23 protein-coding genes and 1 pseudogene are annotated in these 24,739 nt (G+C 67.3%); 16 read left to right on the top strand and 8 right to left on the bottom strand.

Annotated elements, in window-relative coordinates; translation table 11 throughout:
* The first annotated feature begins 9 nt into the window (after positions 1 to 9).
* From ACEVQ6_RS09565 to ACEVQ6_RS09530, 8 genes are all read left to right on the top strand, one after another.
* Positions 10 to 759: a class II aldolase/adducin family protein gene (locus ACEVQ6_RS09565; protein WP_374888720.1), complete on the top strand. Its 750-nt coding sequence runs from the start codon at positions 10 to 12 to the stop codon at positions 757 to 759.
* Between the two features lie 85 nt (positions 760 to 844).
* Positions 845 to 2,065, top strand: a complete 1,221-nt coding sequence (gene pcaF, locus ACEVQ6_RS09560; protein WP_374888719.1) for a 3-oxoadipyl-CoA thiolase — start codon at positions 845 to 847, stop codon at positions 2,063 to 2,065.
* Positions 2,066 to 2,479: 414 nt separating this feature from the next.
* Positions 2,480 to 2,566 carry a K(+)-transporting ATPase subunit F gene (gene kdpF / locus ACEVQ6_RS09555; RefSeq protein ID WP_374888899.1) on the top strand — a complete coding sequence of 29 codons (87 nt, stop codon included), beginning with the start codon at positions 2,480 to 2,482 and terminating at the stop codon, positions 2,564 to 2,566.
* Positions 2,567 to 2,580: 14 nt separating this feature from the next.
* Positions 2,581 to 4,290, top strand: coding sequence for a potassium-transporting ATPase subunit KdpA (gene kdpA / locus ACEVQ6_RS09550; protein WP_374888718.1), 1,710 nt, complete (start codon positions 2,581 to 2,583; stop codon positions 4,288 to 4,290).
* A gap of 9 nt (positions 4,291 to 4,299) precedes the next feature.
* Complete coding sequence (gene kdpB, locus ACEVQ6_RS09545) at positions 4,300 to 6,336, top strand: potassium-transporting ATPase subunit KdpB (protein ID WP_374888717.1); 2,037 nt, start codon at positions 4,300 to 4,302, stop codon at positions 6,334 to 6,336.
* Between the two features lie 2 nt (positions 6,337 to 6,338).
* A complete protein-coding gene (kdpC, locus tag ACEVQ6_RS09540; protein WP_374888716.1) occupies positions 6,339 to 6,908 on the top strand; it encodes a potassium-transporting ATPase subunit KdpC in 570 nt (189 codons plus the stop codon).
* Positions 6,909 to 6,916: 8 nt separating this feature from the next.
* Positions 6,917 to 9,604 (top strand): ATP-binding protein, encoded by a 2,688-nt coding sequence (locus ACEVQ6_RS09535; RefSeq protein ID WP_374888715.1) that lies wholly within the window; start codon positions 6,917 to 6,919, stop codon positions 9,602 to 9,604.
* Positions 9,601 to 10,290 carry a response regulator gene (locus ACEVQ6_RS09530; protein WP_374888714.1) on the top strand — a complete coding sequence of 230 codons (690 nt, stop codon included), beginning with the start codon at positions 9,601 to 9,603 and terminating at the stop codon, positions 10,288 to 10,290. Before ACEVQ6_RS09535 ends, ACEVQ6_RS09530 begins: the two co-directional genes overlap by 4 nt.
* Before the next feature lie 299 nt (positions 10,291 to 10,589).
* Here the strand turns inward: ACEVQ6_RS09530 and ACEVQ6_RS09525 are convergent.
* The 7 genes and pseudogenes from ACEVQ6_RS09525 to ACEVQ6_RS09495 all read right to left on the bottom strand — a co-directional run.
* A pseudogene (locus ACEVQ6_RS09525) lies at positions 10,590 to 10,957 on the bottom strand (transposase); the annotation flags it as partial.
* Positions 10,958 to 11,198: 241 nt separating this feature from the next.
* Positions 11,199 to 11,786, bottom strand: a complete 588-nt coding sequence (locus tag ACEVQ6_RS09520; RefSeq protein WP_374888713.1) for a DUF2585 domain-containing protein — start codon at positions 11,784 to 11,786, stop codon at positions 11,199 to 11,201.
* The gene (locus tag ACEVQ6_RS09515; RefSeq protein ID WP_374888898.1) at positions 11,783 to 12,421 is read right to left on the bottom strand and encodes a septation protein A; all 639 of its coding nucleotides are present in this window, start codon (positions 12,419 to 12,421) and stop codon (positions 11,783 to 11,785) included. The genes ACEVQ6_RS09520 and ACEVQ6_RS09515 overlap by 4 nt, the downstream gene beginning before the upstream one ends.
* Positions 12,422 to 12,447: 26 nt before the next feature.
* A complete protein-coding gene (gene ftsY / locus ACEVQ6_RS09510; RefSeq protein ID WP_374888712.1) occupies positions 12,448 to 13,863 on the bottom strand; it encodes a signal recognition particle-docking protein FtsY in 1,416 nt (471 codons plus the stop codon).
* Between the two features lie 16 nt (positions 13,864 to 13,879).
* Positions 13,880 to 15,154 carry a tRNA (N(6)-L-threonylcarbamoyladenosine(37)-C(2))-methylthiotransferase MtaB gene (gene mtaB / locus ACEVQ6_RS09505; protein WP_374888711.1) on the bottom strand — a complete coding sequence of 425 codons (1,275 nt, stop codon included), beginning with the start codon at positions 15,152 to 15,154 and terminating at the stop codon, positions 13,880 to 13,882.
* Positions 15,151 to 16,050: a diaminopimelate epimerase gene (dapF, locus tag ACEVQ6_RS09500; RefSeq protein ID WP_374888710.1), complete on the bottom strand. Its 900-nt coding sequence runs from the start codon at positions 16,048 to 16,050 to the stop codon at positions 15,151 to 15,153. The genes mtaB and dapF overlap by 4 nt, the downstream gene beginning before the upstream one ends.
* A 200-nt stretch (positions 16,051 to 16,250) precedes the next feature.
* Positions 16,251 to 17,255: an MBL fold metallo-hydrolase gene (locus ACEVQ6_RS09495; protein WP_374888709.1), complete on the bottom strand. Its 1,005-nt coding sequence runs from the start codon at positions 17,253 to 17,255 to the stop codon at positions 16,251 to 16,253.
* Between the two features lie 197 nt (positions 17,256 to 17,452).
* On the opposite strand from ACEVQ6_RS09495, the gene ACEVQ6_RS09490 reads away from it, so the two are divergent.
* From ACEVQ6_RS09490 to trmD, 7 genes are all read left to right on the top strand, one after another.
* Positions 17,453 to 17,887, top strand: a complete 435-nt coding sequence (locus ACEVQ6_RS09490) for a response regulator (protein ID WP_374888708.1) — start codon at positions 17,453 to 17,455, stop codon at positions 17,885 to 17,887.
* The gene (locus ACEVQ6_RS09485; protein WP_374888707.1) at positions 17,884 to 19,152 is read left to right on the top strand and encodes an NAD(P)/FAD-dependent oxidoreductase; all 1,269 of its coding nucleotides are present in this window, start codon (positions 17,884 to 17,886) and stop codon (positions 19,150 to 19,152) included. Before ACEVQ6_RS09490 ends, ACEVQ6_RS09485 begins: the two co-directional genes overlap by 4 nt.
* Positions 19,153 to 19,377: 225 nt before the next feature.
* Positions 19,378 to 20,922: a signal recognition particle protein gene (gene ffh, locus ACEVQ6_RS09480; protein WP_374888706.1), complete on the top strand. Its 1,545-nt coding sequence runs from the start codon at positions 19,378 to 19,380 to the stop codon at positions 20,920 to 20,922.
* A gap of 11 nt (positions 20,923 to 20,933) precedes the next feature.
* Positions 20,934 to 21,236, top strand: coding sequence for a chorismate mutase (locus ACEVQ6_RS09475; RefSeq protein WP_374888705.1), 303 nt, complete (start codon positions 20,934 to 20,936; stop codon positions 21,234 to 21,236).
* Between the two features lie 63 nt (positions 21,237 to 21,299).
* The gene (rpsP, locus tag ACEVQ6_RS09470; RefSeq protein WP_374888704.1) at positions 21,300 to 21,668 is read left to right on the top strand and encodes a 30S ribosomal protein S16; all 369 of its coding nucleotides are present in this window, start codon (positions 21,300 to 21,302) and stop codon (positions 21,666 to 21,668) included.
* Positions 21,669 to 21,782: 114 nt separating this feature from the next.
* Positions 21,783 to 22,355, top strand: coding sequence for a ribosome maturation factor RimM (gene rimM, locus ACEVQ6_RS09465; protein ID WP_374888703.1), 573 nt, complete (start codon positions 21,783 to 21,785; stop codon positions 22,353 to 22,355).
* A 7-nt stretch (positions 22,356 to 22,362) separates the two neighbouring features.
* Positions 22,363 to 23,049, top strand: coding sequence for a tRNA (guanosine(37)-N1)-methyltransferase TrmD (trmD, locus tag ACEVQ6_RS09460; RefSeq protein ID WP_374888702.1), 687 nt, complete (start codon positions 22,363 to 22,365; stop codon positions 23,047 to 23,049).
* Here the strand turns inward: trmD and ACEVQ6_RS09455 are convergent.
* A complete protein-coding gene (locus ACEVQ6_RS09455; RefSeq protein WP_374888701.1) occupies positions 23,036 to 23,782 on the bottom strand; it encodes a sulfite exporter TauE/SafE family protein in 747 nt (248 codons plus the stop codon). The two genes, trmD and ACEVQ6_RS09455, sit on opposite strands and share 14 nt — an antisense overlap.
* A gap of 258 nt (positions 23,783 to 24,040) precedes the next feature.
* On the opposite strand from ACEVQ6_RS09455, the gene rplS reads away from it, so the two are divergent.
* Positions 24,041 to 24,586 (top strand): 50S ribosomal protein L19, encoded by a 546-nt coding sequence (gene rplS / locus ACEVQ6_RS09450; protein ID WP_374888700.1) that lies wholly within the window; start codon positions 24,041 to 24,043, stop codon positions 24,584 to 24,586.
* Positions 24,587 to 24,739 lie beyond the last annotated feature (153 nt).

Below are 24,739 nucleotides of genomic sequence, written 5' to 3'. Positions count from 1 at the left end.
ATGACCCTCATGCCAGCAGAACCCGTCGCCTCGTCGATGAGTGAAGAGGAGCGCCGGGCGCGCATCGATCTCGCGGCGTGCTTCCGCCTCGCCGACCATTTCGGCTGGAGCCTCGTCACATGGAACCACATCACGGCGAAAGTGCCGGGATCGGCCGAGCATTTCCTGATCAACCAGAACGGATTGCGGTTCGACGAGATCACCGCGTCCAACCTGGTGAAGGTCGACAAGGACGGCACGATCATCGACGGCCCCGACAACGTCCCGGTCGCCGGTTTCGTCATCCACAGCGCCATCCACCGCGCGCGCGACGGGATCGGCGCGGTCTTCCACACCCACACGGATGACGGGCTGGTGGTCGCCGCCATGAAGGACGGGCTCCTGCCGCTCGTCGGCGACAATGCCTATGTCTACGGCGACGTCGCCTTCCATCCCTATGAAGGCGTCTCCGACGACCTCTCGGAGCGCGAGCGCATGGCGCGCAATCTTGGCGACAAGAACTGCCTCATCCTCCAGAACCATGGGCTCCTCACCGTCGGGCGCGACGTGGCGGAGGCGTTCATGCGGATGTACTGGCTGAACCAGGCCTGCCGGGTGCAGGTCAAGCTTCTCTCTACCGGCGCCCCCTATCAGGTCATTCCGCCGGACGTGCTGGAGCACACGCGCAGGCAGCTGATCGACGATTTCGCACCGGGCCGGCACGAATGGCCGGGCCTCCTGCGCCTTGCCCACAAGCTCGACCCCGCCTTCGCCGACTGAATGAGGGCAGGCAGGGCGAATGCAGGGACGGGCGGCGCTCCGCCGCCTGCCGTGATCGCCATGAGGGCGGAGCAAGGACACACGCATGAGAGATGCCTATATCTGCGACTATATCCGCACGCCGATTGGTCGTTTCGGCGGTGCGCTGTCCACGGTCCGGCCCGACGATCTGGCCGCCGCCAGCTTGAAGGCGCTGATCGCGCGCAGCAGCGGCGCCGACTGGGATGCCGTCGACGATGTGGTCCTTGGATGCGCCAACCAGGCGGGCGAGGACAACCGCAATGTCGCCCGCATGTCGCTGCTCCTTGCGGGCTTGCCTGTCTCGATACCCGGAACGACCATCAACCGGCTCTGCGGGTCGGGAATGGATGCGGTGATCACGGCGGCGCGGGCGATCCTGTCGGGGGAGGCGGACCTGGTCATCGCGGGCGGCGTGGAGAGCATGAGCCGGGCGCCCTTCGTCCTGCCCAAGGCGGAAACCGCGTTTTCGCGGCATGTCGAGATTCACGACACCACCATCGGCTGGCGCTTCGTCAATCCCGTGATGGAGGCGCTTTATGGTGTCCATTCGATGCCCGAGACCGGCGACAATGTGGCGGAGGACTACGGCATCCCGCGAGAGGATCAGGACAGGTTTGCCCTGCGCAGCCAGGAAAAGGCCGCGCGCGCCCAGGCAGCCGGCCGCTTGGCCCGCGAGATCGCGCCCGTATCCGTTCCGCAAAGGAAGGGCGAGGCACGGGTGGTGGAGCGTGACGAGCACCCCCGCGCTACGAGCCTTCAGTCGCTTGCCGCGTTGAGGCCGGTCAATCGCCACGGGAACGCCACCGTGACCGCCGGAAATGCGTCCGGCGTCAATGACGGTGCGGCGGCGCTGCTGGTTGCCTCCGCCCCGGCGGTGAAGCGGCATGGCCTCACGCCCCTCGCCCGTATCCTGGGCGGAGCGGCGGCCGGAGTCCCGCCCCGCGTCATGGGGATCGGTCCCGTGGCCGCCACGCGAAAACTGCTGGACCGCCTGGGAATGACGCTGGATCGCTTCGACGTCATCGAGCTCAACGAGGCGTTTGCCAGCCAAGGCCTGGCAACGCTGCGGCAGCTCGACGTGGCGGACGACGACGCGCGTGTGAACGTGAACGGCGGCGCGATCGCCTTGGGGCATCCCCTCGGCATGTCAGGCGCGCGTATCGCCGGAACCGCGGCTCTCGAACTGTCTCTCACGCGCAAACGATTCGCACTGGCAACGATGTGCATCGGTGTCGGACAGGGCATCGCCCTTGCCTTGGAGCATGTGTCCCAACAGACCGGCTAGGTCTTTGATCCCCCTTGCCTTCTGCATGGTGACGTTTTCGCGCGGTTCCGGCCCGCTTCAGGACCTGGAGTTCCTGAGAAGATCGCGTCCGGTGCGTCTCGCCCGGATGAGCGAACCCACGCGTACAGAATTAATTGGGGAGGTGATCTCGCCGTTTCTGTCGCAAACTCTCCCTCGCTGTCACAAGCGGTCGCATCTCTTCCGTCAGCCTCGCGGGTGCAACCTTATCTTTTCTTTATATCCTTCCCCGTCCTTCCCCATCGAAGCCTGACCCCATCAGCCCTTACTCCTGTCTCAGTATCAACAGGAGACACGGGATATGTCCGACGTCATCTTCATCGCGCTTGGGTCCGGCACGTTTCTCATGCTGGCGCTCTATGCCCGCATCCTCGAGCGGCTGTGAGGACAGGGCCGATGCTTGAACCTCTTTTCGGCCTCGCCGTCGCCATCGGCCTTGGCATCTACCTCGTCGTGACGCTCTTGCGTCCCGAGCGCTTCTGACCGGGGGCAGATCCATGACCCTTGTCGGATGGCTGCAGATCAGCCTCCTCCTCCTTGCCGTTCTCATGACGATCAAGCCCCTCGGCCTCTACATGGCACGGGTCTTTTCCGGCGAGCGGACCCTTCTGTCCCCCGTGCTTTTCCGTGTGGAACACGGCCTTTACCGCGTGGGCGGCATCAACCCCGAAAAGGAACAGAGCTGGCTCGGCTATACGCTTGCCATGCTCGCCTTCTCGCTGGCGGGCTTCCTGGCGCTCTATGCCATGCTGCGGCTGCAGGCCTATCTGCCGCTCAATCCGCAGGGCTTTCCGGCCGTTCCTGCGGATCTCGCCTTCAACACCGCGGTCTCCTTCGTCACCAACACCAACTGGCAGAACTATGCCGGCGAGACGACGATGAGCCATTTCTCCCAGATGGCCGGCCTGACCGTGCAGAACTTCGTCTCGGCCGCGACCGGCATGGCGCTTGCGGTGGCCGTGATCCGGGCGCTGGCGCGCTCCAGGGTCGCGACACTCGGCAACTTCTGGGTCGACATGACGCGAGCGACCCTCTACGTGCTGCTGCCGCTTGCGATGGTCGTCGCGCTCGCCTTCGTCGCCATGGGACTGCCGCAGACGCTCGACGCCTCGGTGACGGCGACGACGCTCGAAGGCGCCCCTCAGGTGATCTCGCTTGGGCCGGTCGCGTCCCAGGAAGCGATCAAGCAGCTCGGCACCAATGGCGGCGGCTTCTTCAACGTCAATGCCGCCCACCCTTTCGAGAACCCGACCGCCTGGTCGAATGCTCTCAACATCTTCGCCATGCTGTCGATCCCGGCGGCCCTCGTCTACACCTTCGGCCAGATGGTCGGCAACCGTCGACAGGGCTGGGCTCTGATCTCGGCCATGGCGGTCCTGCTGATCGCCGGCGTGGCGGCCACCTACTGGGCCGAGGCCGAGGGCAATGCCGTGCTGACGGCGATCGGCGTCGATCCAGCACTCGGCAACATGGAGGGCAAGGAGGTCCGCTTCGGCCAGGCCATGACCGCGCTTTATGCCGCCGTCACGACTGGCCTTTCGAACGGCGGCGTCAACGCCATGCATGGCTCGTTCACCGGGCTCGGCGGCCTCGTTCCGATGTTTCTCATCCAGCTCGGCGAAGTGCTGCCGGGCGGCGTCGGCTCCGGTCTTTACGGCATGCTGGTCTTCGCGCTGCTGTCGGTCTTCGTCGCCGGCCTGATGGTCGGGCGCACGCCGGAATTCCTCGGCAAGAAGATCGAGGCGCGCGAGATGACGTTCGCCATCCTCGCCGTGCTCATCCTGCCGCTCGTCATCCTCGGCTTCACAGCGGTCTCGGCCATGCTGCCCTTCGCGGTGGCGAGCGTCGGAACTGCAGGTCCGCACGGTCTGTCGGAAATCCTCTATGCCTATACGTCGGCTGCCGGCAACAACGGCTCGGCCTTCGGCGGGCTCACCGGCAACACGGCCTGGTACAACACCACGCTCGGCATCGCGATGCTGCTTGGCCGCTTCGCCTATGTCGTGCCGGTCATGGCGATCGCCGGATCGCTCGCGATCAAGGTCAAGTCGCCGGCGTCCGAAGGGACCTTTCCGACCGACGGTCCGCTCTTCGTCGGCCTGCTGATCGGCATCATCCTCATTCTCGGCGGCCTGCAATTCCTGCCGGCCCTGGTGCTCGGCCCGATCGTCGAACACTTCGCCATGCTCGCCGGCCAGACCTTTTAGGGAAACACCATGTCCAGAGACTCCAGGGCTTCCGGCCTCCTCGACCCGTCGATCCTGTTGCCGGCGATGCGCGATGCCGTCGTCAAGCTCGATCCACGCACGCTGCTGCGCAATCCGGTCATCTTCGTCACCGAAGTCGTCGCCCTCGTCGTGACGATCCTCTTCATCCGCGACCTCGCCGTCGATCCGGGCAAGGCCGGTTTCTCCGGCCAGATCGCCGCCTGGCTCTGGTTCACCGTGCTGTTTGCCACGTTCGCGGAAGCCGTGGCGGAAGGCCGTGGCCGCGCCCAGGCCGACAGCCTGAAGAAGACCAAATCCGACCTCGTCGCCCGCCGGCTCGCCCCCGGCGGCAAGACGGAAACGGTCCCGGCCTCCAGCCTCCGGGTCGGCGACAGGGTGCTGGTCGCGGCCGGGGAGCTGATCCCGGGAGACGGCGAGGTGATCGAGGGGATCGCCTCGGTCAACGAGAGCGCCATCACCGGCGAATCCGCGCCGGTCATCCGCGAATCCGGCGGCGATCGTTCGGCGGTCACGGGCGGCACCCAGGTGCTCTCCGACGAGATCACGATCAGGATCACGGTTCAGCCCGGCTCCTCCTTCGTCGATCGCATGATCGCGCTGATCGAGGGGGCGCAGCGCCAGAAGACCCCGAACGAGATCGCGCTGTCGATCCTGCTTTCGGGCCTGACGCTGATCTTCCTCTTCGTCTGCGTGGCGATCTGGGGCCTTGCCGGCTATTCCGGCACGGTGCTCTCCGTGACGGTGCTCGCAGCCCTGCTCGTCACGCTGATCCCCACCACGATCGGCGGCCTGCTCTCGGCCATCGGCATTGCCGGCATGGACCGACTGGTGCGCTTCAATGTGATCGCCACGTCCGGCCGTGCCGTCGAGGCAGCAGGCGATGTAGATACGCTGCTCCTCGACAAGACAGGCACCATCACCTTCGGCAACCGTATGGCGAGCGACCTGCTCGCCGCCCCCGGCATCACGCCGACGGAACTGGCCGAAGCCGCCCTGATGGCCTCGCTTTCCGACGAAACGCCCGAAGGACGCTCGATCGTCGCACTCGCCACGGGCGAGTTTGGTGTTCCCATGCCGAAGGCGGAGTTCGACGCCGTCATCGGGTTCACCGCCGAAACCCGGCTTTCGGGCGTCGATATCGGCCAGCGCCGGCTGCGCAAGGGCGCCGTCGACGCCGTGCTGACGTTTGCAGGCCTCACCGAACAGGATGCCCCGGCGGAATTCCGCCGCGCCGTCGATCAGGTCGCCCGAACCGGGGGCACGCCGCTCGGCGTTGCCGATGGGGACCGCCTGCTCGGCGTCATCCATCTCAAGGACGTTGTGAAACCCGGCATTAAGGAGCGCTTCGCCGCACTGCGCGCGATGGGCATCCGCACGGTCATGGTCACCGGCGACAATCCGGTGACCGCGGCGGCGATTGCCTCGGAAGCCGGCGTCGACGACTTCCTCGCCGGGGCGACCCCGGAGGACAAGCTCGCCTATATCCGCCGTGAGCAGCAGGGCGGCCGCCTGATCGCGATGTGCGGCGACGGCACCAACGACGCCCCGGCGCTCGCCCAGGCCGATGTCGGGGTCGCCATGCAGACCGGCACCCAGGCTGCCCGCGAGGCCGCCAACATGGTGGATCTGGATTCCAGCCCGACAAAGCTCATCGAGATCGTCGAGATCGGCAAGCAGCTGCTGATGACACGGGGGTCGCTTACCACCTTCTCGATCGCCAATGACGTCGCCAAATACTTCGCCATCATCCCGGCGCTGTTCGTGGCGACCTATCCGGCGCTGGATGCCCTGAACATCATGGGCCTTGCCTCGCCGCAATCGGCGATCCTGTCGGCGGTCGTCTTCAACGCGCTGATCATCGTCGCGCTGATCCCGCTGGCTTTGAAGGGCGTTGCCTATCGCCCTGCCGGTGCCGCCTCGCTGCTCCGCCGCAATCTCCTGGTCTACGGCATCGGCGGCCTGATCCTGCCTTTCGCCGGCATCAAGCTCATCGACCTCGCCGTCAGCGCCCTTCATCTGGTGTAATCATGTTGAACCAACTCAGACCCGCCCTCACCCTGGTCGTCGCCATGATCGTGCTCACCGGTCTTGCCTATCCGCTGGCGATCAACGGCATTGCCCAGGCCGTCCTGCCTTCCAGGGCCGGTGGCAGCCTGATCGAACGGGACGGCACGGTGGTCGGCTCGGCCCTCATCGGCCAGGCCTTCACCTCGGACCGCTACTTCTGGCCGCGTCCCTCGGCGACGGGACCTGACCCCTACAATGCGGCGGCGTCCTCCGGCTCGAACCTCGGCACGACCTCGGCCACGCTGAGGGATCGGGTGGCTGCCGATATCTCGCGCCTGGCCGAAACCGGCATCGTAAAACCGGTCCCGGCCGATGCGGTGACGGCCTCCGGCTCCGGCCTCGACCCGCATGTCTCGCCGGCCTTCGCGCAGGCCCAGGTGGCCCGCGTTGCAACGGCGCGGGGACTGGCGCCTGCTGCCGTCGCAGCGCTCGTCGCGCGGCAGACGGAAACCCCGACCTTCGGCGTTATCGGCGAAGCAAGGATCAACGTGCTAGAGCTTAACCTGGCGCTCGATGCCCTGAAGATGTGAGTGTTGGAATGGCGGACGACGACCGCAGGGACGACCGGCGTCCCGATCCCGATGCTCTGCTTGCCCTGGCGGACCAGGACCGCCGGGGCAAGCTGACCGTTTTTCTGGGTGCCGCACCCGGCGTCGGCAAGACCTATGCGATGCTGTCGCGGGCCAGGCGCCTGAAGGCCGACGGCATCGATGTCGTCGTCGGGCTCATCGAGACCCACGGCCGCAGCGAGACGGCGGCCCTGCTCGACGGGCTCGAGATCCTGCCCCGCCGCCGGGTGGCCCATCGCGGCCGGATCCTCGAGGCGTTCGATCTCGACGCGGCGCTCGGGCGGCGCCCCCGCATTCTCATCGTCGACGAACTCGCCCATTCCAATCCCGACGACAGCCGCCATCCGAAGCGGCATCAGGACATCGAGGAACTGATCGCCGCCGGCATCGATGTCTGGACGGCGCTCAACATCCAGCATCTCGAGAGCCTCGCCGATCTTGTCGCGCAGATCACCGGCGTCACCGTGCGCGAGCGTGTGCCGGACATCGTGCTCAAGCGGGCCGACGACGTGCTGCTGGTCGATCTCGCCCCCTCCGAACTCATCGAGCGGCTGAAGGACGGCAAGGTCTACCTGCCCGAAAGCGCCGACCGCGCGGTCGACCGCTTCTTCCGCCTCGGCAATCTGACGGCCCTCAGGGAACTGGCGCTTCGCCGCACGGCCGACCGCGTCGACGACCAGATGGTCGACTATCTCAGGCAGAACGCCATCAGCGGCCCCTGGGCGACGGGTGAGCGGCTTCTGGTCTGCGTCGGCTCGGACGCTGTGTCCGAAAAGGTTGTGCGCGTGGCAAGCCGGCTCGCCTCCGGCCTCAACGCCCCCTGGTTGGTCGTCTCCATCGAACGGGCCGACCGGGACGTCGAGACGCCGGACCGTCTGCGGCGGATCGAGACGCTGTTCCGTCTTGCCGAACAGCTCGGCGCGGACACGCGCCGGGTCGTCGGCACGGATTTCGTCGAGGAGATCCTGAGACTCGCCCGCCGCGAGCATGTCACCCAAATCGTGATTGGCGGGCGCAAGCGCAGCCGCTGGCAAAGGCTCTTCAGCCGGTCGCTGCCGGATGCGCTCGCGCACGAGGCCTCGGGTCTCGGTGTTCACATCGTCACTGCGGAACGCCCCTCCGGCACGGCTTTGCGCCATTCGCGCCGCGCTCCGCGCGCCGAAACGTTGCGCTCCGCAGTGCTGTCGGCGATGGGCTTCGTCACGCTGACGACGCTGATCGGCAAAGGCATGGAGATCTTCGTGGACCTGCCGAATATCTCGCTCCTGTTTCTGCTCGCGGTGCTGGGCGCATCTTTGACCGGCGGCTACGTCTCGGCCTTCCTCGCCGCCGCGCTTTCGGCGCTCGCCTACAATTTCTTCTTCATCGATCCTGTTTATACCTTCACGATCGCCGCTCCGCACGAAGTCTTCGCGCTCTTCATCTTCCTTGCGGTGGCGATGGTCGCCGGTGGCCTTGCGTCCCGCATCCGCGAGCAGGCGGAGGTGGCACGGGTGAGGGCGACGGCGCTTCAGGCGCTCTACGATTTCTCCCGCACGCTGGCCGGGACCGCCAAGGGCGAGGATGCGATCTGGCTCGCCGTGTCGCAACTGCAGGCGAGCCTGAAGCGCAAGGTGGTGCTGCTCGTCCCGCGCAAGGGCGACCTCGAAATGGCCGCCGCCTGGCCGCCGGACATCGAACTCGACGTGACGGATCTGACGGCCGCCCGCTGGACGCATGACAGACGCGAGCCTGCCGGTCACGGCACCGGAACGCTGCCGAACAGCCGTTTCGAATTCCGGCCCCTGCTCGGGCCGCACGGCATCGTCGGGGTCTGCGGCATCGAGCGGTCCGCGAACAGGCTCGACCTCAACGCCGAACGTTCGCTCACCGCCGTCCTCGACCAGACCGCGATCGCGCTCGACCGGGCGCGTCTTGCCGACGAAACCGTCGCGCAGGCGGCAAGGCTCGAAGGAGAACGGTATCGCGATGCCCTGTTGTCCTCGATCTCGCATGATCTGCGCACGCCGCTTGCGACGATCACCGGTGCCGTCACCGGGCTGCGTGAACTCGGCGGGCGCATGACGGCTGAAGACCGCGATGACCTTCTCCAGTCGATCGAGGAAGAGAGCGGCCGCATGAGCCGCTTCGTCGCCAATCTGCTCGACATGACCCGTATCGAGGCCGGAACGCTGAAGCCGAAACAGGACTGGGTCGATATCGCCGACGTGGTACAATCCGCCGTCGAGCGCACCCGCAAACACGCGCCGGGACGCGTGATCCAGACGGGAATCGCGGCGGATCTTCCCCTGATCCGGGGAGACAGCGTGCTGATCGGCCAGATCCTGTTCAACCTTCTCGACAATGCCGTGAAATACGGTGGCGACGATCCGGTCAATGTCTATGCCCGACCGGACGGCAAGGACGTGCTGATCTCGGTCACCGATCTCGGCAAGGGCATTCCGCCGGATGATCTGGACCGGATCTTCGAAAAATTCTATCGCAGGGGAAAGCCGGACGGGCGTGCGCCCGGCACCGGGCTCGGTCTTTCCATAGCACGAGGCTTCGTCGAGGCGATGGGCGGCAGGATCCATGCGGAGAGCCCGGCGATGAAGAAGAGGGGCACGCGCATCGTCATGCGGTTTCCGGCAGGCGACGCGAGGGGCGGGACACCATGAGCCGGCCCCGTATCCTGGTCGTCGACGACGAGCCGCAGATTCAGCGCTTCCTGAAACCCTCGCTGACGGCCGCCGGATATGAGGTCGTCGAGGCCGCGACGGGTGCGGACGCGCTGAAGGCCGTCGCGACCCGGGCGCCGGACCTCGTCATCCTCGATCTCGGCCTGCCGGATGTGGATGGCAAGGAGGTGATTGCCGCCCTCAGAGGCTGGTCGGACATCCCGATCGTCATCCTTTCGGCCCGTGATCGCGAGAGCGAGAAGATCGCAGCGCTGGATCTGGGCGCCGACGACTACGTGGAAAAACCCTTCGGGATAGGCGAACTCACGGCCCGCATCCGCACCGCGCTGCGCCATCGCGGCCGTCGCGATGCCATCCCGACCGTCGTGGAGGTCGATGGCTTGACGATCGATCCGGTCAGGCGGCTCGTGTCGCGGGAGAACGAGACCGTCCATCTGACGCCGAAGGAATACGACCTGCTGCTGCTGCTGGCCCGCCATGCGGGACGCGTCGTCACGCACCGCGCCCTGCTGACCTCCGTCTGGGGCCCCGCCCATGGCGATGACCTGCACTATCTCCGGGTGTTCATCGGCCAGCTCCGCCAGAAGATCGAGCGCGACCCGACCCAGCCCCGGATCGTGCGGACGGAACCGGGCGTGGGCTATCGCATGGCCGAGCAGGAATGAAGCCGCATGCGAGATGGCCTGCCCGTTTCGAAGTGACCGTCATGAGGCAGGCCGATCCCGTCCTTCAAGGTCGTCACCACGTGCCCATCCGATGGACATGAGTTTCCTCGGCCGACCCTGCAAGGTTCTTGCGCTGATCGCCAAAGTCTTGCGGACGTCTCCGGTCACCGTCCTGCATGCGATATGGGTTGAGCCCCTTCAGGACGATCGGAGAAACGGCGAAAAGGTCGAATCGCTTTCGGTCCGGTGATCGTGACGGGGATATCCGGATCGTGGGTTCGGGCGGTTGGCGGACGGATGTCGATGGCGCCGGCCGTCGGAGATGCCTCTTTCCCCTCCCGTTCGCGTGCCTCCCGTTCCCGTGCCTCCATGACGAGGTGGTGGTTGATCCGAAGCCAAAGGCCCATCGCGCGCCATTCATAGAAATACCGCTGCACCGTCGAACAGGGCGCAAAGTCCCTCGGCAGCACCCACCGCTGGCAGCCTGTCGAAGCAATATGGAGAAGAGCGTTCAAGACATCGCGCAGTTCGGTCTTGCACGGACGGCCCAGACGACATGGCGCCGGCATGAAAGGGCAACAAGTTCCCATTCGCGATCTGTAACGTCGCTTGCAGACCGGCTCGTCCAACGCACATATGGCCCCGGGGTGGCTTCAGTCCAGGCCATCTTGTTAATCTTCGCAAATCCAAAGGAATCGCAACCGACTGAAATCACTCAATTCTTTTCGGGGAAGCCTCTGAGACAAGCATGTCCGGCCGAACGCCAGTTCACAGGATATGCTCCAGCTCCTTGTTTCAACCTATCGTCAGGGCGTCAAATCCGTTCCGGATCTGACGGGAATTGCTCTAAATTCTTCTTTTGTCGCAGTCTCCGACGCCGAAGCGATCCCGTTTCGGCTGGACCTGCTCTAGATCGCGCCCTGCCATGCCTTCACCGCGTCGAGCGGCCAGACGAGCATCAGCACGTTGAGCGTGAGATTGTCGCGGATGATCCAGCCGGTGAGGAGCTCGAAGAAAACGGCGAGAGTGATCGTCACCGCGACCGGCATACGTGCGGCAAAGAGGACGCCCGCGGCCATGAACAGCGTGTCCATGGTCGAGTTGAGGATGCTGTCGCCGTAATAGTCGAGCGAGACGGTCGCGGCCCGGTAGCGGTCGATGACGCGCGGCGTGTTCTCGAGGATCTCCCAGGCGGTCTCGACGACGGTCGCCAGAAGCAGCTTCGCCGCGAGCGGCTGGCGGGGCATCAGCAGGTGCCCGAGGCCGTAGAGGAGAAAGCCGTGGATGATGTGCGACGGCGTGTACCAGTCGCTGAGATGCTGCGAATTGCCGCTCGACCGGACGGCGCCTTCCCAGAGCTTTACCGTGCCGCACTCGCAGATCCAGACCCGCCCCATCAGCCGCTCGACGAGGATCTGCAAGAGGAGGACGGCGAGGCAGGATGCGAGGAAGACCACCGCCCGCCTGTCGGGCTGGCCCGGGACGGCGGCGCTCACGGCTTGGCCGCCTCCTCGTCGCGGTCGAGCGAATGGCGCATGATCAGCGGCATCTGCGCGAGCGTGAAGGCGACGGTGATCGGCATCGTGCCCCAGACCTTGAAGGCGACCCAGGCATCGGTGCTGAAATGGCGCCAGACGACCTCGTTCAGCACCGCCAGCACGAAGAAGAACACGCCCCAGCGCAGCGTCAGCTTGCGCCAGCCGGCCTCGTCGAGGCGGAAGGCGGAGTGGAAGACGTAGCCGAGCAGCGACTTGCCGAACAGGAGGCCGCCGAGAAGGATGGCGCCGAACAGCGCGTTGACGATGGTCGGCTTCATCTTGATGAAGGTGTCGTTCTGCAGCCAGAGCGTCAGCGCGCCGAAGACGAAGACGATGATGCCGGAGATCAGCGGCATCATCGGCAGGGTGCGGGTCAGCATCCAGGAGACGGCGAGCGCGATCGCGGTCGCGGCCATGAACAGGCCGGTAGCGATGAAGATCGGCCCGCCGAGTTCTGCCAGCACCGGGAAATGCCCGGCCAGCCACTCGCCGCGCGAATTGGCGAAGAAGAAGACCACGAGTGGCCCGAGCTCGAGCGCGAGCTTCAGCAGCGGGCTCACCTTCGCGTCGGGAACGTTGGAGAGGCCGGCCATGTCGGAGGTCTCGGACTGTTTCTCGTTCATGGGGTCACTCCTGCGATCGCCTCGGCGAAATCTTTTGCCTCGAACGGTTCGAGGTCGTCGATGCCCTCGCCGACGCCGACGAAATAGACCGGCAGCCGGTGTTTCGCTGCGATCGCGACGAGGATGCCGCCGCGCGCGGTCCCGTCCAGCTTGGTCATGATCAGCCCGTTGACGCCGGCGACGTTGCGGAAGATCTCGACTTGGTTCATCGCGTTCTGGCCGGTGGTGGCGTCGAGTGTCTGCAACACGGTGTGCGGCGCGTCGGGGTCGAGCTTGCCGAGCACGCGGACGATCTTCTCCAGCTCGGCCATCAGTTCGGCCTTGTTCTGCAGCCGGCCGGCCGTGTCGATGATCAGCACGTCGCTCTTCCGCGCGCGCGCCTGCTCGAAGGCCTCGTAGGCAAGGCCCGCCGCATCGGCGCCGAGCTTCGAGGAGACGATGTGCGACTGCGTCCGTTCGGCCCAGATCTTCAATTGTTCGATCGCCGCCGCGCGGAACGTGTCGCCGGCGGCGAGCGTCACCTTGAGGCCGGCGCGCGAGAGCTTGGCCGCGAGCTTGCCGATCGTCGTCGTCTTGCCCGTGCCGTTGACGCCGACGACGAGGATGACATGCGGCTTGTGCGAGAGATCAAGCTGGAGGGGCCTTGCGACCGGACCGAGCACCTTTGTGATCTCGCCGGCCATGATGCGGCTGACGTCGCCGCTCGAGACGTCCTTGCCGTAGCGCTCGGAGGCGAGCGTGTCGGTGATGCGCATCGCCGTTTCGACGCCGAGATCGGCCTGGATCAGCAGGTCCTCAAGATCCTGCAACGTCTCGTCGTCGAGCTTGCGCTTGGTGAAGAGGCCGGTGATCTGGCCGGTCAGCTGCGAGGAGGTGCGGGCGAGCCCGTCGCGCAGCCGCTGGTACCAGTTGCGCTTCGCAACGGGCGCGGCGTCCGTGTCGCCGTCGTCGCCGTCTTCGGCGGTCGCGAAACCCTTCGGCAGGGCGATCGCTCCGCTCGGCTCCTCCGGCAGGGGCGGGACGATCTCCTCGACGGGATCGGGCTCCGGCACCATTTCCGCAGGCGCCTCGGCCGCGGGAGGTGGCGCCTCCGCCTGCGGGCCGGGCAGCGCTGCGTCGCTCGCCGGCTCCGGCTCGATCGGCGGCGCGGGCTGGACGGGCGGTGGATCTGTTTCTCCCGTCGCCGGCTCTACCCTCTCCGTCAGGTCCGGCGACGGGCCGGCGGCCGTGTCGATCTCGGCGGCGGCGACCGGCTCGTCCTCGACCACGGGCAGGTCGTCGACCGCCGCGGGGCCCGGCTCGAGAAGCCCGGCGGCAGCCTCGTCGTCGAGAGGCCGCGCCTCCTCCTCGGGCGCCGGCGCCGGCTGTTCCCTGCCGAAGGAGAAGATCTTCTTGATGAAACCCAGTGCCATCGGGGCTCTTTCTCTTTCAGGCCGCGGCGATCAGCTGCGGCGCCCGCGTCAGGTGCCGCCCGTCGTCACCGCCGATCGTGACGGCGAGAAGCTGTCCGGGCGCGAGGCCGGCGGCGTCGACCAGCGTGAAATTCTCCGTATGCGCCAGCCCGTTGTTTTCGACAAGGATGGTCTGGCGGCTGCCATGCATGCGCTTCAGATGCGCGGCAAGGAGGGCGGCGCCGGTCTCGCGCAGCCGGGCGGCGCGCGCCTTGACGGTGGCGCGGTCGAGCTGCGGCATGCGCGCGGCCGGCGTTCCGGGACGGGGACTGTAGGGGAAGACATGCAGATGGGCGATGCCGCAGGCCTGCGCGTGACGGGCGGCATTGTCGGCCATTGCCTCCGTCTCCGTCGGGAAGCCGGCGATCATGTCGGCGCCGAAGCTCATCTCCGGGCGCAGCCGCCGCGCCTCGTCGCAGAAGCGTTCGGCATCGGCGCTCGAATGCCGGCGCTTCATCCGCTTCAGGATCAGGTCGTCGCCGTGCTGCAGCGAGAGATGCAGATGCGGCATGAAGCGCGGCTCGTCGGCGATGAGGTCGATCAGGTGCCGGTCGATCTCGATGCTGTCGATCGACGACAGCCGGAGGCGGCGGATCTCCGGAACCTCTTTCAAAAGCGTCTTCGCCAGGAGGCCGAGCGAGGGCGTTCCCGGCAGGTCGGCGCCGTAGCTCGTCGCGTCGACGCCGGTCAGCACCACCTCGACATAGCCGCTTTCGGCGAGACGCCGGGCCTGGTCGACCACCGCGCCCATCGGCACGGAGCGCGAATTGCCGCGGCCATAGGGGATGACGCAGAAGGTGCAGCGGTGGTCGCAGCCGTTCTGCACCTGCAGGAAGGCGCGCACATGCCCGTCGATATGCTTCACCATCTGCGGCGCGGTCGCCCGCACGCTCATGATATCGTTGACGCGGAGCTTCTCCTCGGCCGCGACGCCGAAATCCGGCAAACTGCGATAGCTGTCGACGGAAAGCTTTTCCTCGTTGCCAAGCACGGCATCGACCTCGGCCATTCCGGCGAAGGCGTCCTTCTCGACTTGAGCGGCGCAACCGGTGACGATGATGCGCGCGCCCGGCCGTTCGCGCCGCATGCGGCGGATCGCCTGGCGGGCCTGGCGTACCGCCTCGCCGGTGACGGCGCAGGTGTTGAAGACCACCGCGTTCGCGAGCCCCACGCTTTGCGCCTTCTCGCGCATCACTTCGGATTCGTAGGTGTTGAGGCGGCAGCCGAAGGTGATGATCTCGACGTCGCTCAAGAGGCGCGGGCTCCGCTCGTCTCAGCCTCGCGCCGCCATGCGCCGGTCACCGGCGACAGCATGCCCGAGAACTCCCATTCGGCCGGGCCGGTCATGACGACATGGTCATCGCTCTCGCGCCAGTCGATGGTGAGCCTGCCGCCGCTCGGCGCGGTGATCGTCACGGTGCGGCCGGTGCGGCCGGTGCGCGCGCCCGACACTGCGGCGGCGCAGGCGGCCGAGCCGCAGGCGAGCGTCAGCCCGGCGCCCCGTTCCCAGGTGCGCAGCTGGATCTCTTCCGGCGAAAGCACGCGGGCGAGCGAGATGTTGGCGCGCTCCGGAAACATCGGGTGGTTTTCGAGCAGCGGGCCGAACCGGTCGAGGTCGTAGCTGAACACGTCGCGATCGACGAAGAACACCGCATGCGGATTGCCCATCGAGACGACCGAGGGCGAGTGCAGGACCGGCGCGTCGATCGGGCCGATCTGCAGCTCGATGCGGCGTGTGTCGTGAAACTCCTCCGACAGCGGGATGTCGCGCCAGCCGAAGCGCGGGGCGCCGAGATCGACGGAGATCATCCCGTCCTCGTGTTCGCGCGCCTCGATCAGCCCGGCGACGGTCTGCAGCAGGAAAGTAGTGCGACCGGTCTCGGCGGCGAGCGCCTGCACGACGCAGCGCGTGCCGTTGCCGCAGGCCTGGGCCCGCGATCCGTCGGAATTGACGATGTCGATGAAGGCGTCCGTCCCTTGCGCGCGCGGATCGTGGATCGCCATGATCTGGTCGAACCGCGTCTGCGGATCGGCGTTGAGCGCGATGGCGGCCTCCGGCGTCACCCGGTCGCTGCGGCCGCGCATGTCGGCGACGAGGATCCTGTTTCCGATCCCGTTCATCCTGGCAAAAGGAACCGCGTCGTCCATAATCGTCAAGCCGCCTGTTGCGAAATCGGCGGATGCCGCGCCCGCCCTTGTCGGCCCGTATATGGCGGAAAAGCGCGGCGATTACCAGTGCCGCGACCTGCGGGCCCCTCTCCGACGAACCCGGGATCACCGGACACGCTCCGTCGGTTTTTCAGCGCATGCCGCGCCGCCGGGGCGATCCTGCTTCGGCGGCACGCCTTCTAGCCGGTCTCCGGCACGTCGAAGACCTCGCCGGGATGAAGCGGGCGGAAGCGGTCGCGGGCGATGCCGCGCGCGTCGAGCGCCTTTTGCAGCGCCTCGACCGGCGCGTCGATGCCCTCGTTCGTCAGCCGGAACGTGCCCCAGTGATGGCCGGCGACATAAGCGGCGCCGCAGGCGAGCATGCCCTCGACCGCCTCTTCCGGGTTCTGGTGCACGCCCTGCATGAACCAGCGCGGCTCGTAGGCGCCGAAGGGCAGGATGGCGAGCCGGAAGCCGCCGTATTTCGCGCCTGCCGCGCGGTAGTTGCTCCCGCCATGGAAGCCGGTGTCGCCGACATGGTAGACATGGCCCGCCGGCGTCGTCAGCACGAAGGCGGCCCAGAGCGCCATGCGGCGGTCGCCCATGCCGCGCGCCGACCAGTGGTGCATCGGCTCGGCGGCAAGCGACACCCCCTCCTTAAGGTCCAGTCCGTCGCCCCAGTCCATCGTCGTGATGCGCGCATCGCCCAAGGCGCCGGCGATGATCCGGTCGTTGCCGAGCGGCGTGACGATCCGGGGCCTGTGGACGGCCTGCAGCCGTTTCAGCGTGGCCAGATCGAGATGGTCGTAATGATTGTGCGAGACGAGGACGATGTCGATCGGCGGCAGGTCGTCGAAGCGGATGCCGGGCGGATTGACCCGGGCGGGACCGGCGAAGCGGACGGGGCTCGCGCGGTTCGACCAGACCGGATCGGTCAGGATGTTGAGCCCGGCGGTCTGGATCAGCAGGGTGGCATGGCCGACCATGGTGACGCTAAGGCCGCGGCCGTCGATGCGCGCCGAGGGCCGTGCCGGCGGAAAGGGACTGTCGCGGCGCTCCGGCCAGGGCGTCCGGCCGCCGCCGAACTGCCATTTTAGCAGGTCGCGGAAGCCGAGCGGCGCGATGCCGCCGGGATTGAAGAACAGCCGTCCGTCGAAATGGTCCGACACCGGTCCGTCGTAGTAGCGATTGCCGCTTTTTCCCATTCTGCCTCGATGGCCGCACCCGGCGGCTGTTTCGCTCTGCCTCTGAAAGATAAGGCAAATACGGAAATCTATGGTTAATGGATTGTAAAGTCATGAATATTTCCGTGCCACGCCGGAACAATCGGCCGCTCTCGCCTGTTGTTGCGTCACGATCCCGGCGGGGCGGCCGGGGAAGCACCGATCCAGTGAGGTTGCCAATGCCAGGATATGTCCAGAGTGAATGGCAGAAGACGACGCAGCACGTGCTGATCGTCGAGGACGAACTGCTGATCGCCCTCGATCTCGAGGACATCGTGTCCCACAGCGAGGCCGGCGCCGAGGTGATCGGCTACGCCAACCGGATGCCGGAAGCGCTGCGGCTCGGCCATGCCGCCGACATCGCCTTCGTCGACGTCAATCTCGCCGACGGCCCGACCGGGCCGGAGATCGGCCGCCGGCTGGCGAAGGCCGGCGTCAGCGTCATCTTCATGACGGCCAATCCCGAGGCGGTCGATCCGGACGAGCCCGGCATCCTCGGCGTGCTGACCAAGCCGGTGCGGGCCGACTGCGTCGAGCAGGCACTCGTCTACGCGGCGGCCAAGCGCCGCCAGAAACTTGCCGTCGTCCCGAACGGACTGAGGGCCTTCGGGTGAGGGCCCGGCCGGTCGCGAAGGAAGGGACGCTGACGAAGAAGCAGCCGCTGCGCCGCCGCGAGCCGCTCTGGCTGCAATCCCCGCGCATCTCGGTCGTCACGCGCAAGCGCGCGCCGGACGCGACCTACGACGTCGTCATCGTCGGGGCAGGCATCAGCGGCGCGCTCGTCGCCGACGCGCTGTCGGAGAAGGGTCTTCGTCTTCTGGTCATCGACCGGCGCGGACCGGTGCGCGGCAGCACGCTCGCCTCCACCGCGATGATCCAGCACGAGATCGACGTGCCGCTCACCCGCCTTGCGTCCCTGCGCGGACAGGCGGATGCGGAACGGGTGTGGCGGCGCTCGGCCGCCGCCGTCGAGGCGCTGGCCGGGCGCGTCGGCGACCTCGGCCTTGCCTGCGATTTCCACCGCAAGCGGACGCTGTTTCTCGCCGGCGACGACATGGGGTCGCGCGCGCTCGCGGCCGAGGCCGGGGCACGTCAGGCGGCCGGCCTCGACTGCAGCCTGCTCTCCGGCGCGGATCTTTCGACACGCTTCGGCCTGTCGCGCAGCGCCGCGATCGACAGCGACGTCTCGGCCTCCGCCAATCCGGCACAGATGGCGGCGGGCTTCCTGCGCCTGGCGCGGGAGCGTGGCGCGACGCTCGTCGCAGGCGTCGAGGTCACCGACATCCGCTCGGGCGCGGACGAGGCGATCCTCGCCACGGCGGACGGCAGCCTGATCGGCGCCAGCCACGTGGTATTCTGCACCGGTTACGAATTCCTCTCGGCGCTTTCCGCCGGGCCGCAGCGGATCGTCTCGACCTTCGCCATGGCGAGCCGGCCGAAGCTCAAGCATCCGGACTGGCTTAACGACTACCTCGTCTGGGAGGCCTCCGACCCCTATCTCTACTTCCGCGCCACATCGGACGGCCGGGTGATCGTCGGCGGCGAGGACGAGGCCGGCGACGAAGCCTATCGGGACGCGAAGCTGGCGGAGCGCAAGGGGCGCATACTCGCCGAGAAACTCGGCGACCTCACCGGCATCCGTTTCGGCGAGCCCGACCATCTCTGGGCCGCGGCCTTCGGCACCACGCCGGACGGCCTGCCGCTGATCGGACGCGTGCCGGGCATGGACCGCGTCTTCACCGCGATGGGCTTCGGCGGCAACGGCATCACCTTCAGCCGCATCGCCGCCGACATCATTTCCGGCGAGATTGTCGGAAAACCCGACCCGGACGCGCCGCTTTTCGCCATCAAGGCGCCGCCATCCGCCGCGAAGGCTTGACTCTCCGGCGTTTCTCCTGTTTATCCGGCGCCATCAGCTTCCAGTTTCGACGTGGACAGCCGCCGACCGGGACCCGTTAAGGTATAAAGAGATCCCGGAGGTCAACACCCGACAGCGCGACGCGCCCTCGGGTGCTTTTTGGCTTTGCGCGTGCGTTCGCCTTGCGGCCGGTTGACGATGACCCCACGTTTCCGGTCGATCCGCCCGGAAAAGAAGGAATGCCCGATGTTCGAGAGCTTGCAGGACCGCCTTGGTTCCATCCTGAATGGACTGACCGGCCGCGGCGCCCTGTCGGAGGCCGATGTCTCCGCGGCGCTGCGCGAAGTGCGGCGTGCGCTGCTCGAGGCCGACGTCGCGCTCGACGTCGTGCGTGCCTTTACCGACCGCGTCCGCGAGAAGGCCGTCGGCGCCGAGATCCTGAAGTCGATCAAGCCGGGGCAGATGGTCGTCAAGATCGTCCATGACGAACTGGTCGAGATGCTCGGCTCGGACGGCGTCACCATCGATCTCAACGCGCCCGCCCCCGTCGTCATCATGATGGTCGGTCTACAGGGCTCGGGCAAGACGACGACGACCGGCAAGATCGCCAACCGGCTGACGGCGCGTGACAAGAAGAAGGTGCTGATGGCGTCGCTCGACACGCGCCGTCCGGCGGCCCAGGAGCAGCTTCGCCAGCTGGGCGTCCAGACCGGCGTCGACACGCTGCCGATCATCGCCGGCCAGTCGCCGACGGACATCGCCGCGCGCGCCGTGCAGGCGGCCAAGCTCGGCGGCCATGACGTCGTCATCCTCGACACCGCCGGCCGTACCCATATCGACGAGCCGCTGATGCTCGAAATGGCCGAGATCAAGCGCAAGTCGAACCCGCACGAGATCCTGCTCGTCGCCGACGCGTTGACCGGCCAGGACGCCGTCAACCTCGCGCGCAATTTCGACAGCCGCGTCGGTATCACCGGCCTGGTGCTTACCCGCATGGACGGCGACGGCCGCGGCGGCGCGGCGCTCTCCATGCGCGCCGTCACCGGCAAGCCGATCAAGCTGATCGGCGTCGGCGAGAAGATGTCGGAGCTCGACGAGTTCCATCCGCGCCGCGTCGCCGACCGCATCCTCGGCATGGGCGACATCGTCTCCCTCGTCGAGAAGGCGGCGGAAAACATCGATGCCGAGAAGGCGGCGGCGATGGCCGCCAGGATGGCCAAGGGCAAGTTCGACCTCGACGACCTGTCCGACCAGCTGAAGCAGATGCAGAAGATGGGCGGCATGGGCGGCATCATGGGCCTGATGCCCGGCATGGCCGGCATGAAGGACAAGATGGCCGCCGCCGGCCTCGACGACCGCATGTTCAAGCGCCAGCTCGCCATCATCTCCTCGATGACCCGCGCCGAGCGCGCCAATCCCGACCTCCTCAAGCATTCGCGCAAGAAGCGCATCGCCGCCGGCTCCGGCACCGATGCGAGCGAGATCAACAAGCTCCTGAAGATGCACCGCCAGATGGCCGACATGATGAAGGCCATGGGGGCCAAGGGCAAGGGCGGGATGATGAAGCAGATGATGGGCGGGCTCGCCGGCAAGATGGGGCTTGGCGGCGGCATGGGCGGAATGGGCGGCCTGCCCGATCTCTCCAAGCTCGACCCGAAGCAGCTCGAGGCGCTGCAGAAGCAGGCGGAAGCCGCCGGCCTCGGGCGTCCGGGCGGCCTGCCGGGCCTTCCCGGCGGCATGAAGCTTCCCGGTCTCGGCGGCGGGCTTCCGGGCCTGCCGAAGAAGAAGTGAGGAGCCGGGCGATGCTGGACGATGCGATCCGTGCCGAGCTTTCCGGCTATCGCCAGTCGATCGACAATATCGACGCGGCCCTCGTGCACATGCTCGCCGAGCGGTTTCGCTGCACCCAGGCGGTCGGCGTGCTGAAGGCGCGTTACGACCTGCCGCCGGCCGACCCGGCGCGCGAGGAATACCAGATCGAGCGCCTCCGCCGGCTGGCGAAGGATGCGAATCTGGATCCGGATTTCGCGGAGAAGTTCCTGAACTTCATCATCCGCGAAGTGATCCGGCACCACGAAGCCATCGCTGCCGATCTGAAGGATTGACCAGCATTTCAACCAGACTGGCCGCGAAGACCGCGGCAGATACCCTCTGAAGGAGTTTAGACTATGGCCCTGAAAATTCGTCTCGCCCGCGGCGGTTCCAAGAAGCGTCCCTATTACCAGATCGTCGTCGCCGACGCGCGCAGCCCGCGTGACGGCCGCTTCCTCGAAAAGGTCGGCTCCTGGAACCCGATGCTGCCGAAGGACGATGCCAAGCGCGTCGAACTGAACAACGAGCGCATCGCCCACTGGCTGTCGAACGGCGCGGTGGCCACCGACCGCGTCGCCCGCTTCCTCGCCGATGCCGGCCTTGCCGCGCGCGCGCAGCGCAACAATCCGGAAAAGGCCGTTCCAGGCAAGAAGGCGCAGGAGCGTGCCGCCGAGGCCAAGCAGAAGGCCGAGGACGCCGCTGCCGCTGCGGCCGCCGCCGAGTAAGGCGACGGCGGGTTCAGCCCGTATTCATGGAACGGGCGGCATGCTTCTGCCGCCCGTTTCGTTTTGTGCCGCCCCCGGTGGCCGAAGCATGACCCGCTTGCACTGGAGGCCGGAATGGCGACCGAACCCTTGAAGAATCCCGTGCTGATGGCCACCGTCGGCGGCGCACAGGGGTTGCGCGGCGAGGTCCGCGTCAAGGCCTATACGGCCGAGCCGGAAGAACTCGGCGATTACGGCCATCTGCGCAGCCTCGACGGGCGCGTCTTCGAGGTGCTGGAGATCCGCGTGGCGAAGGGCATGGCGGTCATCCGCTTCCGCGGCGTCAACGACCGCACGGCGGCGGAGGGGCTGAACGGCCTCGACCTCTATGTCGATCGCGACAACCTGCCGGACGAGGAACTGGAGGAGGACGAGTTCTTCTATGCGGACCTCGAAGGACTCGAGGCGCGCGACGCCGACGGCAAGAGCTACGGCACGGTCACCGGCGTGTTCGATTTCGGCGCGGGCGACCTCCTCGAACTGAAAGGCCCCGGCAAGCGGCCGGTGCTGATCCCCTTCACGGAATGGGCGGTGCTCGAGATCGACCTCGAGGCCGGGCGCCTGCTCGTCGATCCGGTCGCCGCCGGCCTCGTCGACGACGGCAGCGACGGCATTCCCGGCATGGGCGGAAAGAAGAAGGACGGCTGAGCGCGCGATGCCCTTCCATGCCACCGTCCTGACGCTCTATCCGGAGATGTTTCCGGGCCACCTCGGCCACTCGCTCTCGGGCAAGGCGCTGGAGCGCGGCGACTGGCGGCTCGACGCGGTGCAGATCCGTGATTTCGCCGTCGACCGCCACCGCACCGTCGACGACACGCCGGCCGGCGGCGGCGCCGGCATGGTGCTGAGGCCGGACGTGCTGGCGCGGGCGATCGACCATGCCGACCCGGAGCCCGGTTTGCGGCCGCGCCTGCTGATGAGCCCGCGCGGTCGCCCGCTGACCCAGGCGCGGGTGCGCGCGCTCGCCGACGCCCCCGGCGCGGTGATCGTCTGTGGCCGCTTCGAGGGCGTCGACCAGCGCGTGATCGACGCGCGCGGGCTCGAGGAAGTGTCGATCGGCGACTATATCCTCTCCGGCGGCGAGCCGGCGGCGCTGACGCTCCTCGACGCAGTGGTCCGGCTCCTGCCGGGCGTGATGGGCAATGCCCTTTCCGGCGTGCATGAAAGCTTCGAGGACGGGCTGCTGGAGCATCCGCACTATACGCGGCCGCAGGTCTTTGAAGACGTGCCCGTTCCCGCCGTGCTCACCTCCGGCCATCACGCGGCGATCGAGGCCTGGCGGCGCGAGCAGGCGCTGGCGCTGACGCGGGCGCGGCGCCCCGACCTCCTCAGCCGGTCGTGAAATAGTAGCCGGTCAGCGCCAGGCCGATCGCGACGACGAGTGCGCGGATCACCGCCTGCGGCACCCTTCGTGCCAGCCAGACGCCCGACCAGCCGCCGAGCGCGCCGCCGGGGATCATCACCAGCGCCTGCGGCCAGCCGACGACATTGCCACCGGCGAAGACGAGGATGGCGACGCCGGCGATCACCATGGCGAGAAAATTCTTGATTGCGTTCAGCCGGTGATAGTCGCTGCCGGTGGCAAGGCCGAGCACGGCGAGCATCATGATGCCCATGCCCGCGCCGAAGAAGCCGCCATAGATGGCGGTGACGAACTGCGCGACCAGGCCGAGCGGGCCGACGGGGGCATGGGCGCCGCGCGGCCTCGGCTTCAGCCAGGGGCCGGCGGCGAAGATCGCGGTCGCGGCGAGCAGCAGCCAGGGCACCATGGCGCGGAAGGAGGGGTTGGACAGCGACAGGAGGATGACCGCGCCGAGAAGGCCGCCGAGGGCCGAGATGACGGCGAGCTTCGCCGCCGTCACCCCGTCGCGGCGGATCTCGACGCGATAGGCGAGCGCCGAGGTGACGTAGCCCGGAAACTGGGTGATCGACGAGGTGGCGTTGGCGACGATCGGCGGCAGGCCGACAAGCGTCATCGCGCCGAAGGTGAGGAAGGTGCCGCCGCCGGCAATGGCGTTCGCCGCGCCCGAGCCGAAGCCGGCGAGAAAGAGCAGAAGGGCTTCTGGCAGGGTCATCGGTCGTTCCTCCGGTCCCCCGCATAGAACGCCCGGCGCCGAAGCGCAAGAAAGCGGGGCGCCAAGGGGTGACAAACGGGCGGAACTCCTGTAAAGGCGCCGACGCGGCCGGCGATCGGATCCACCGGGTCACCGGGCCGTCCCAAAGCAAAGAATGGCGCATCCGCCTTCGTTCCGGCCCGGCCGGAACGGTGCATCGAGGCTTCGACCGACATGCATCCGGCGCTCTGGCTGTTCCAGAAGAACGAAGGACAGACCATGACGAACATCATCGAGCAGCTGGAGGCCGAACAGGTCGCCAAGATCGCCGCCAAGCGCGTCCTGCCGGAATTCTCCCCCGGCGACACGATCCGCGTCAACGTCCGCGTGACGGAAGGCTCGCGCACCCGCGTGCAGGCCTATGAGGGCGTCTGCATCGCCCGTTCCGGCGGCAGCATCAACGAGAACTTCACCGTTCGCAAGATTTCCTACGGCGAGGGCGTCGAGCGCGTCTTCCCGATCCACTCGCCGCTGGTCGAAAGCGTCGAGGTCGTGCGCCGCGGCAAGGTCCGCCGCGCCAAGCTCTACTACCTGCGCGACCTGCGCGGCAAGGCGGCGCGTATCGTCGAGAACACCAACACCCGCGCCCGCAAGCTGAACGACGCCGAGCGCAAGGCCGTTGCCGACGAGAAGGCCCGCGTCGAGGCCGAGAAGGTCGCCGCCGCCCAGGCGCTCGCCGCCGAGAAGGCAGCGGCCGAAGCCGCAGCAGCGAAGGCTGCTGCGGAGGCCGAAGCTGCCAAGGCCGCCGAAGGCAGCGCCGAGTAAGATCCGGCGCATCCGGAACGTGATGAAAGGCGGCTTCGGCCGCCTTTTTCTATGAAGCCATCAATCCTCCATCTCCGGTGGAGGACCGGACGCGTTTTTTGCATTGTGAGTTTGCCTGCCCCGGATCCTGCGCCGCGGGAAGGATATTTCCGG

The organism is Ensifer soli (assembly GCF_041928815.1).
GTDB lineage: Bacteria > Pseudomonadota > Alphaproteobacteria > Rhizobiales > Rhizobiaceae > JBHFEI01.
Note: the sequence above shows the minus strand (reverse complement) of the source record. Positions and strands in the feature narration are given on the sequence as shown.

What these genes read in the sequence shown, in the direction of transcription:
- ACEVQ6_RS09565 (WP_374888720.1), top strand. Translation starts at nt 10, where the DNA reads ATGCCAGCAGAACCCGTCGCCTCGTCGATGAGTGAAGAGGAGCGCCGG.
- pcaF (WP_374888719.1), top strand. Translation starts at nt 845, where the DNA reads ATGAGAGATGCCTATATCTGCGACTATATCCGCACGCCGATTGGTCGT.
- kdpF (WP_374888899.1), top strand. Translation starts at nt 2,480, where the DNA reads ATGCTTGAACCTCTTTTCGGCCTCGCCGTCGCCATCGGCCTTGGCATC.
- kdpA (WP_374888718.1), top strand. Translation starts at nt 2,581, where the DNA reads ATGACCCTTGTCGGATGGCTGCAGATCAGCCTCCTCCTCCTTGCCGTT.
- kdpB (WP_374888717.1), top strand. Translation starts at nt 4,300, where the DNA reads ATGTCCAGAGACTCCAGGGCTTCCGGCCTCCTCGACCCGTCGATCCTG.
- kdpC (WP_374888716.1), top strand. Translation starts at nt 6,339, where the DNA reads ATGTTGAACCAACTCAGACCCGCCCTCACCCTGGTCGTCGCCATGATC.
- ACEVQ6_RS09535 (WP_374888715.1), top strand. Translation starts at nt 6,917, where the DNA reads ATGGCGGACGACGACCGCAGGGACGACCGGCGTCCCGATCCCGATGCT.
- ACEVQ6_RS09530 (WP_374888714.1), top strand. Translation starts at nt 9,601, where the DNA reads ATGAGCCGGCCCCGTATCCTGGTCGTCGACGACGAGCCGCAGATTCAG.
- ACEVQ6_RS09515 (WP_374888898.1), bottom strand. Translation starts at nt 12,421, where the DNA reads ATGGCCGGCCTCTCCAACGTTCCCGACGCGAAGGTGAGCCCGCTGCTG.
- ftsY (WP_374888712.1), bottom strand. Translation starts at nt 13,863, where the DNA reads ATGGCACTGGGTTTCATCAAGAAGATCTTCTCCTTCGGCAGGGAACAG.
- dapF (WP_374888710.1), bottom strand. Translation starts at nt 16,050, where the DNA reads ATGGACGACGCGGTTCCTTTTGCCAGGATGAACGGGATCGGAAACAGG.
- ACEVQ6_RS09495 (WP_374888709.1), bottom strand. Translation starts at nt 17,255, where the DNA reads ATGGGAAAAAGCGGCAATCGCTACTACGACGGACCGGTGTCGGACCAT.
- ACEVQ6_RS09490 (WP_374888708.1), top strand. Translation starts at nt 17,453, where the DNA reads ATGCCAGGATATGTCCAGAGTGAATGGCAGAAGACGACGCAGCACGTG.
- ffh (WP_374888706.1), top strand. Translation starts at nt 19,378, where the DNA reads ATGTTCGAGAGCTTGCAGGACCGCCTTGGTTCCATCCTGAATGGACTG.
- ACEVQ6_RS09475 (WP_374888705.1), top strand. Translation starts at nt 20,934, where the DNA reads ATGCTGGACGATGCGATCCGTGCCGAGCTTTCCGGCTATCGCCAGTCG.
- rpsP (WP_374888704.1), top strand. Translation starts at nt 21,300, where the DNA reads ATGGCCCTGAAAATTCGTCTCGCCCGCGGCGGTTCCAAGAAGCGTCCC.
- rimM (WP_374888703.1), top strand. Translation starts at nt 21,783, where the DNA reads ATGGCGACCGAACCCTTGAAGAATCCCGTGCTGATGGCCACCGTCGGC.
- trmD (WP_374888702.1), top strand. Translation starts at nt 22,363, where the DNA reads ATGCCCTTCCATGCCACCGTCCTGACGCTCTATCCGGAGATGTTTCCG.
- ACEVQ6_RS09455 (WP_374888701.1), bottom strand. Translation starts at nt 23,782, where the DNA reads ATGACCCTGCCAGAAGCCCTTCTGCTCTTTCTCGCCGGCTTCGGCTCG.
- rplS (WP_374888700.1), top strand. Translation starts at nt 24,041, where the DNA reads ATGACGAACATCATCGAGCAGCTGGAGGCCGAACAGGTCGCCAAGATC.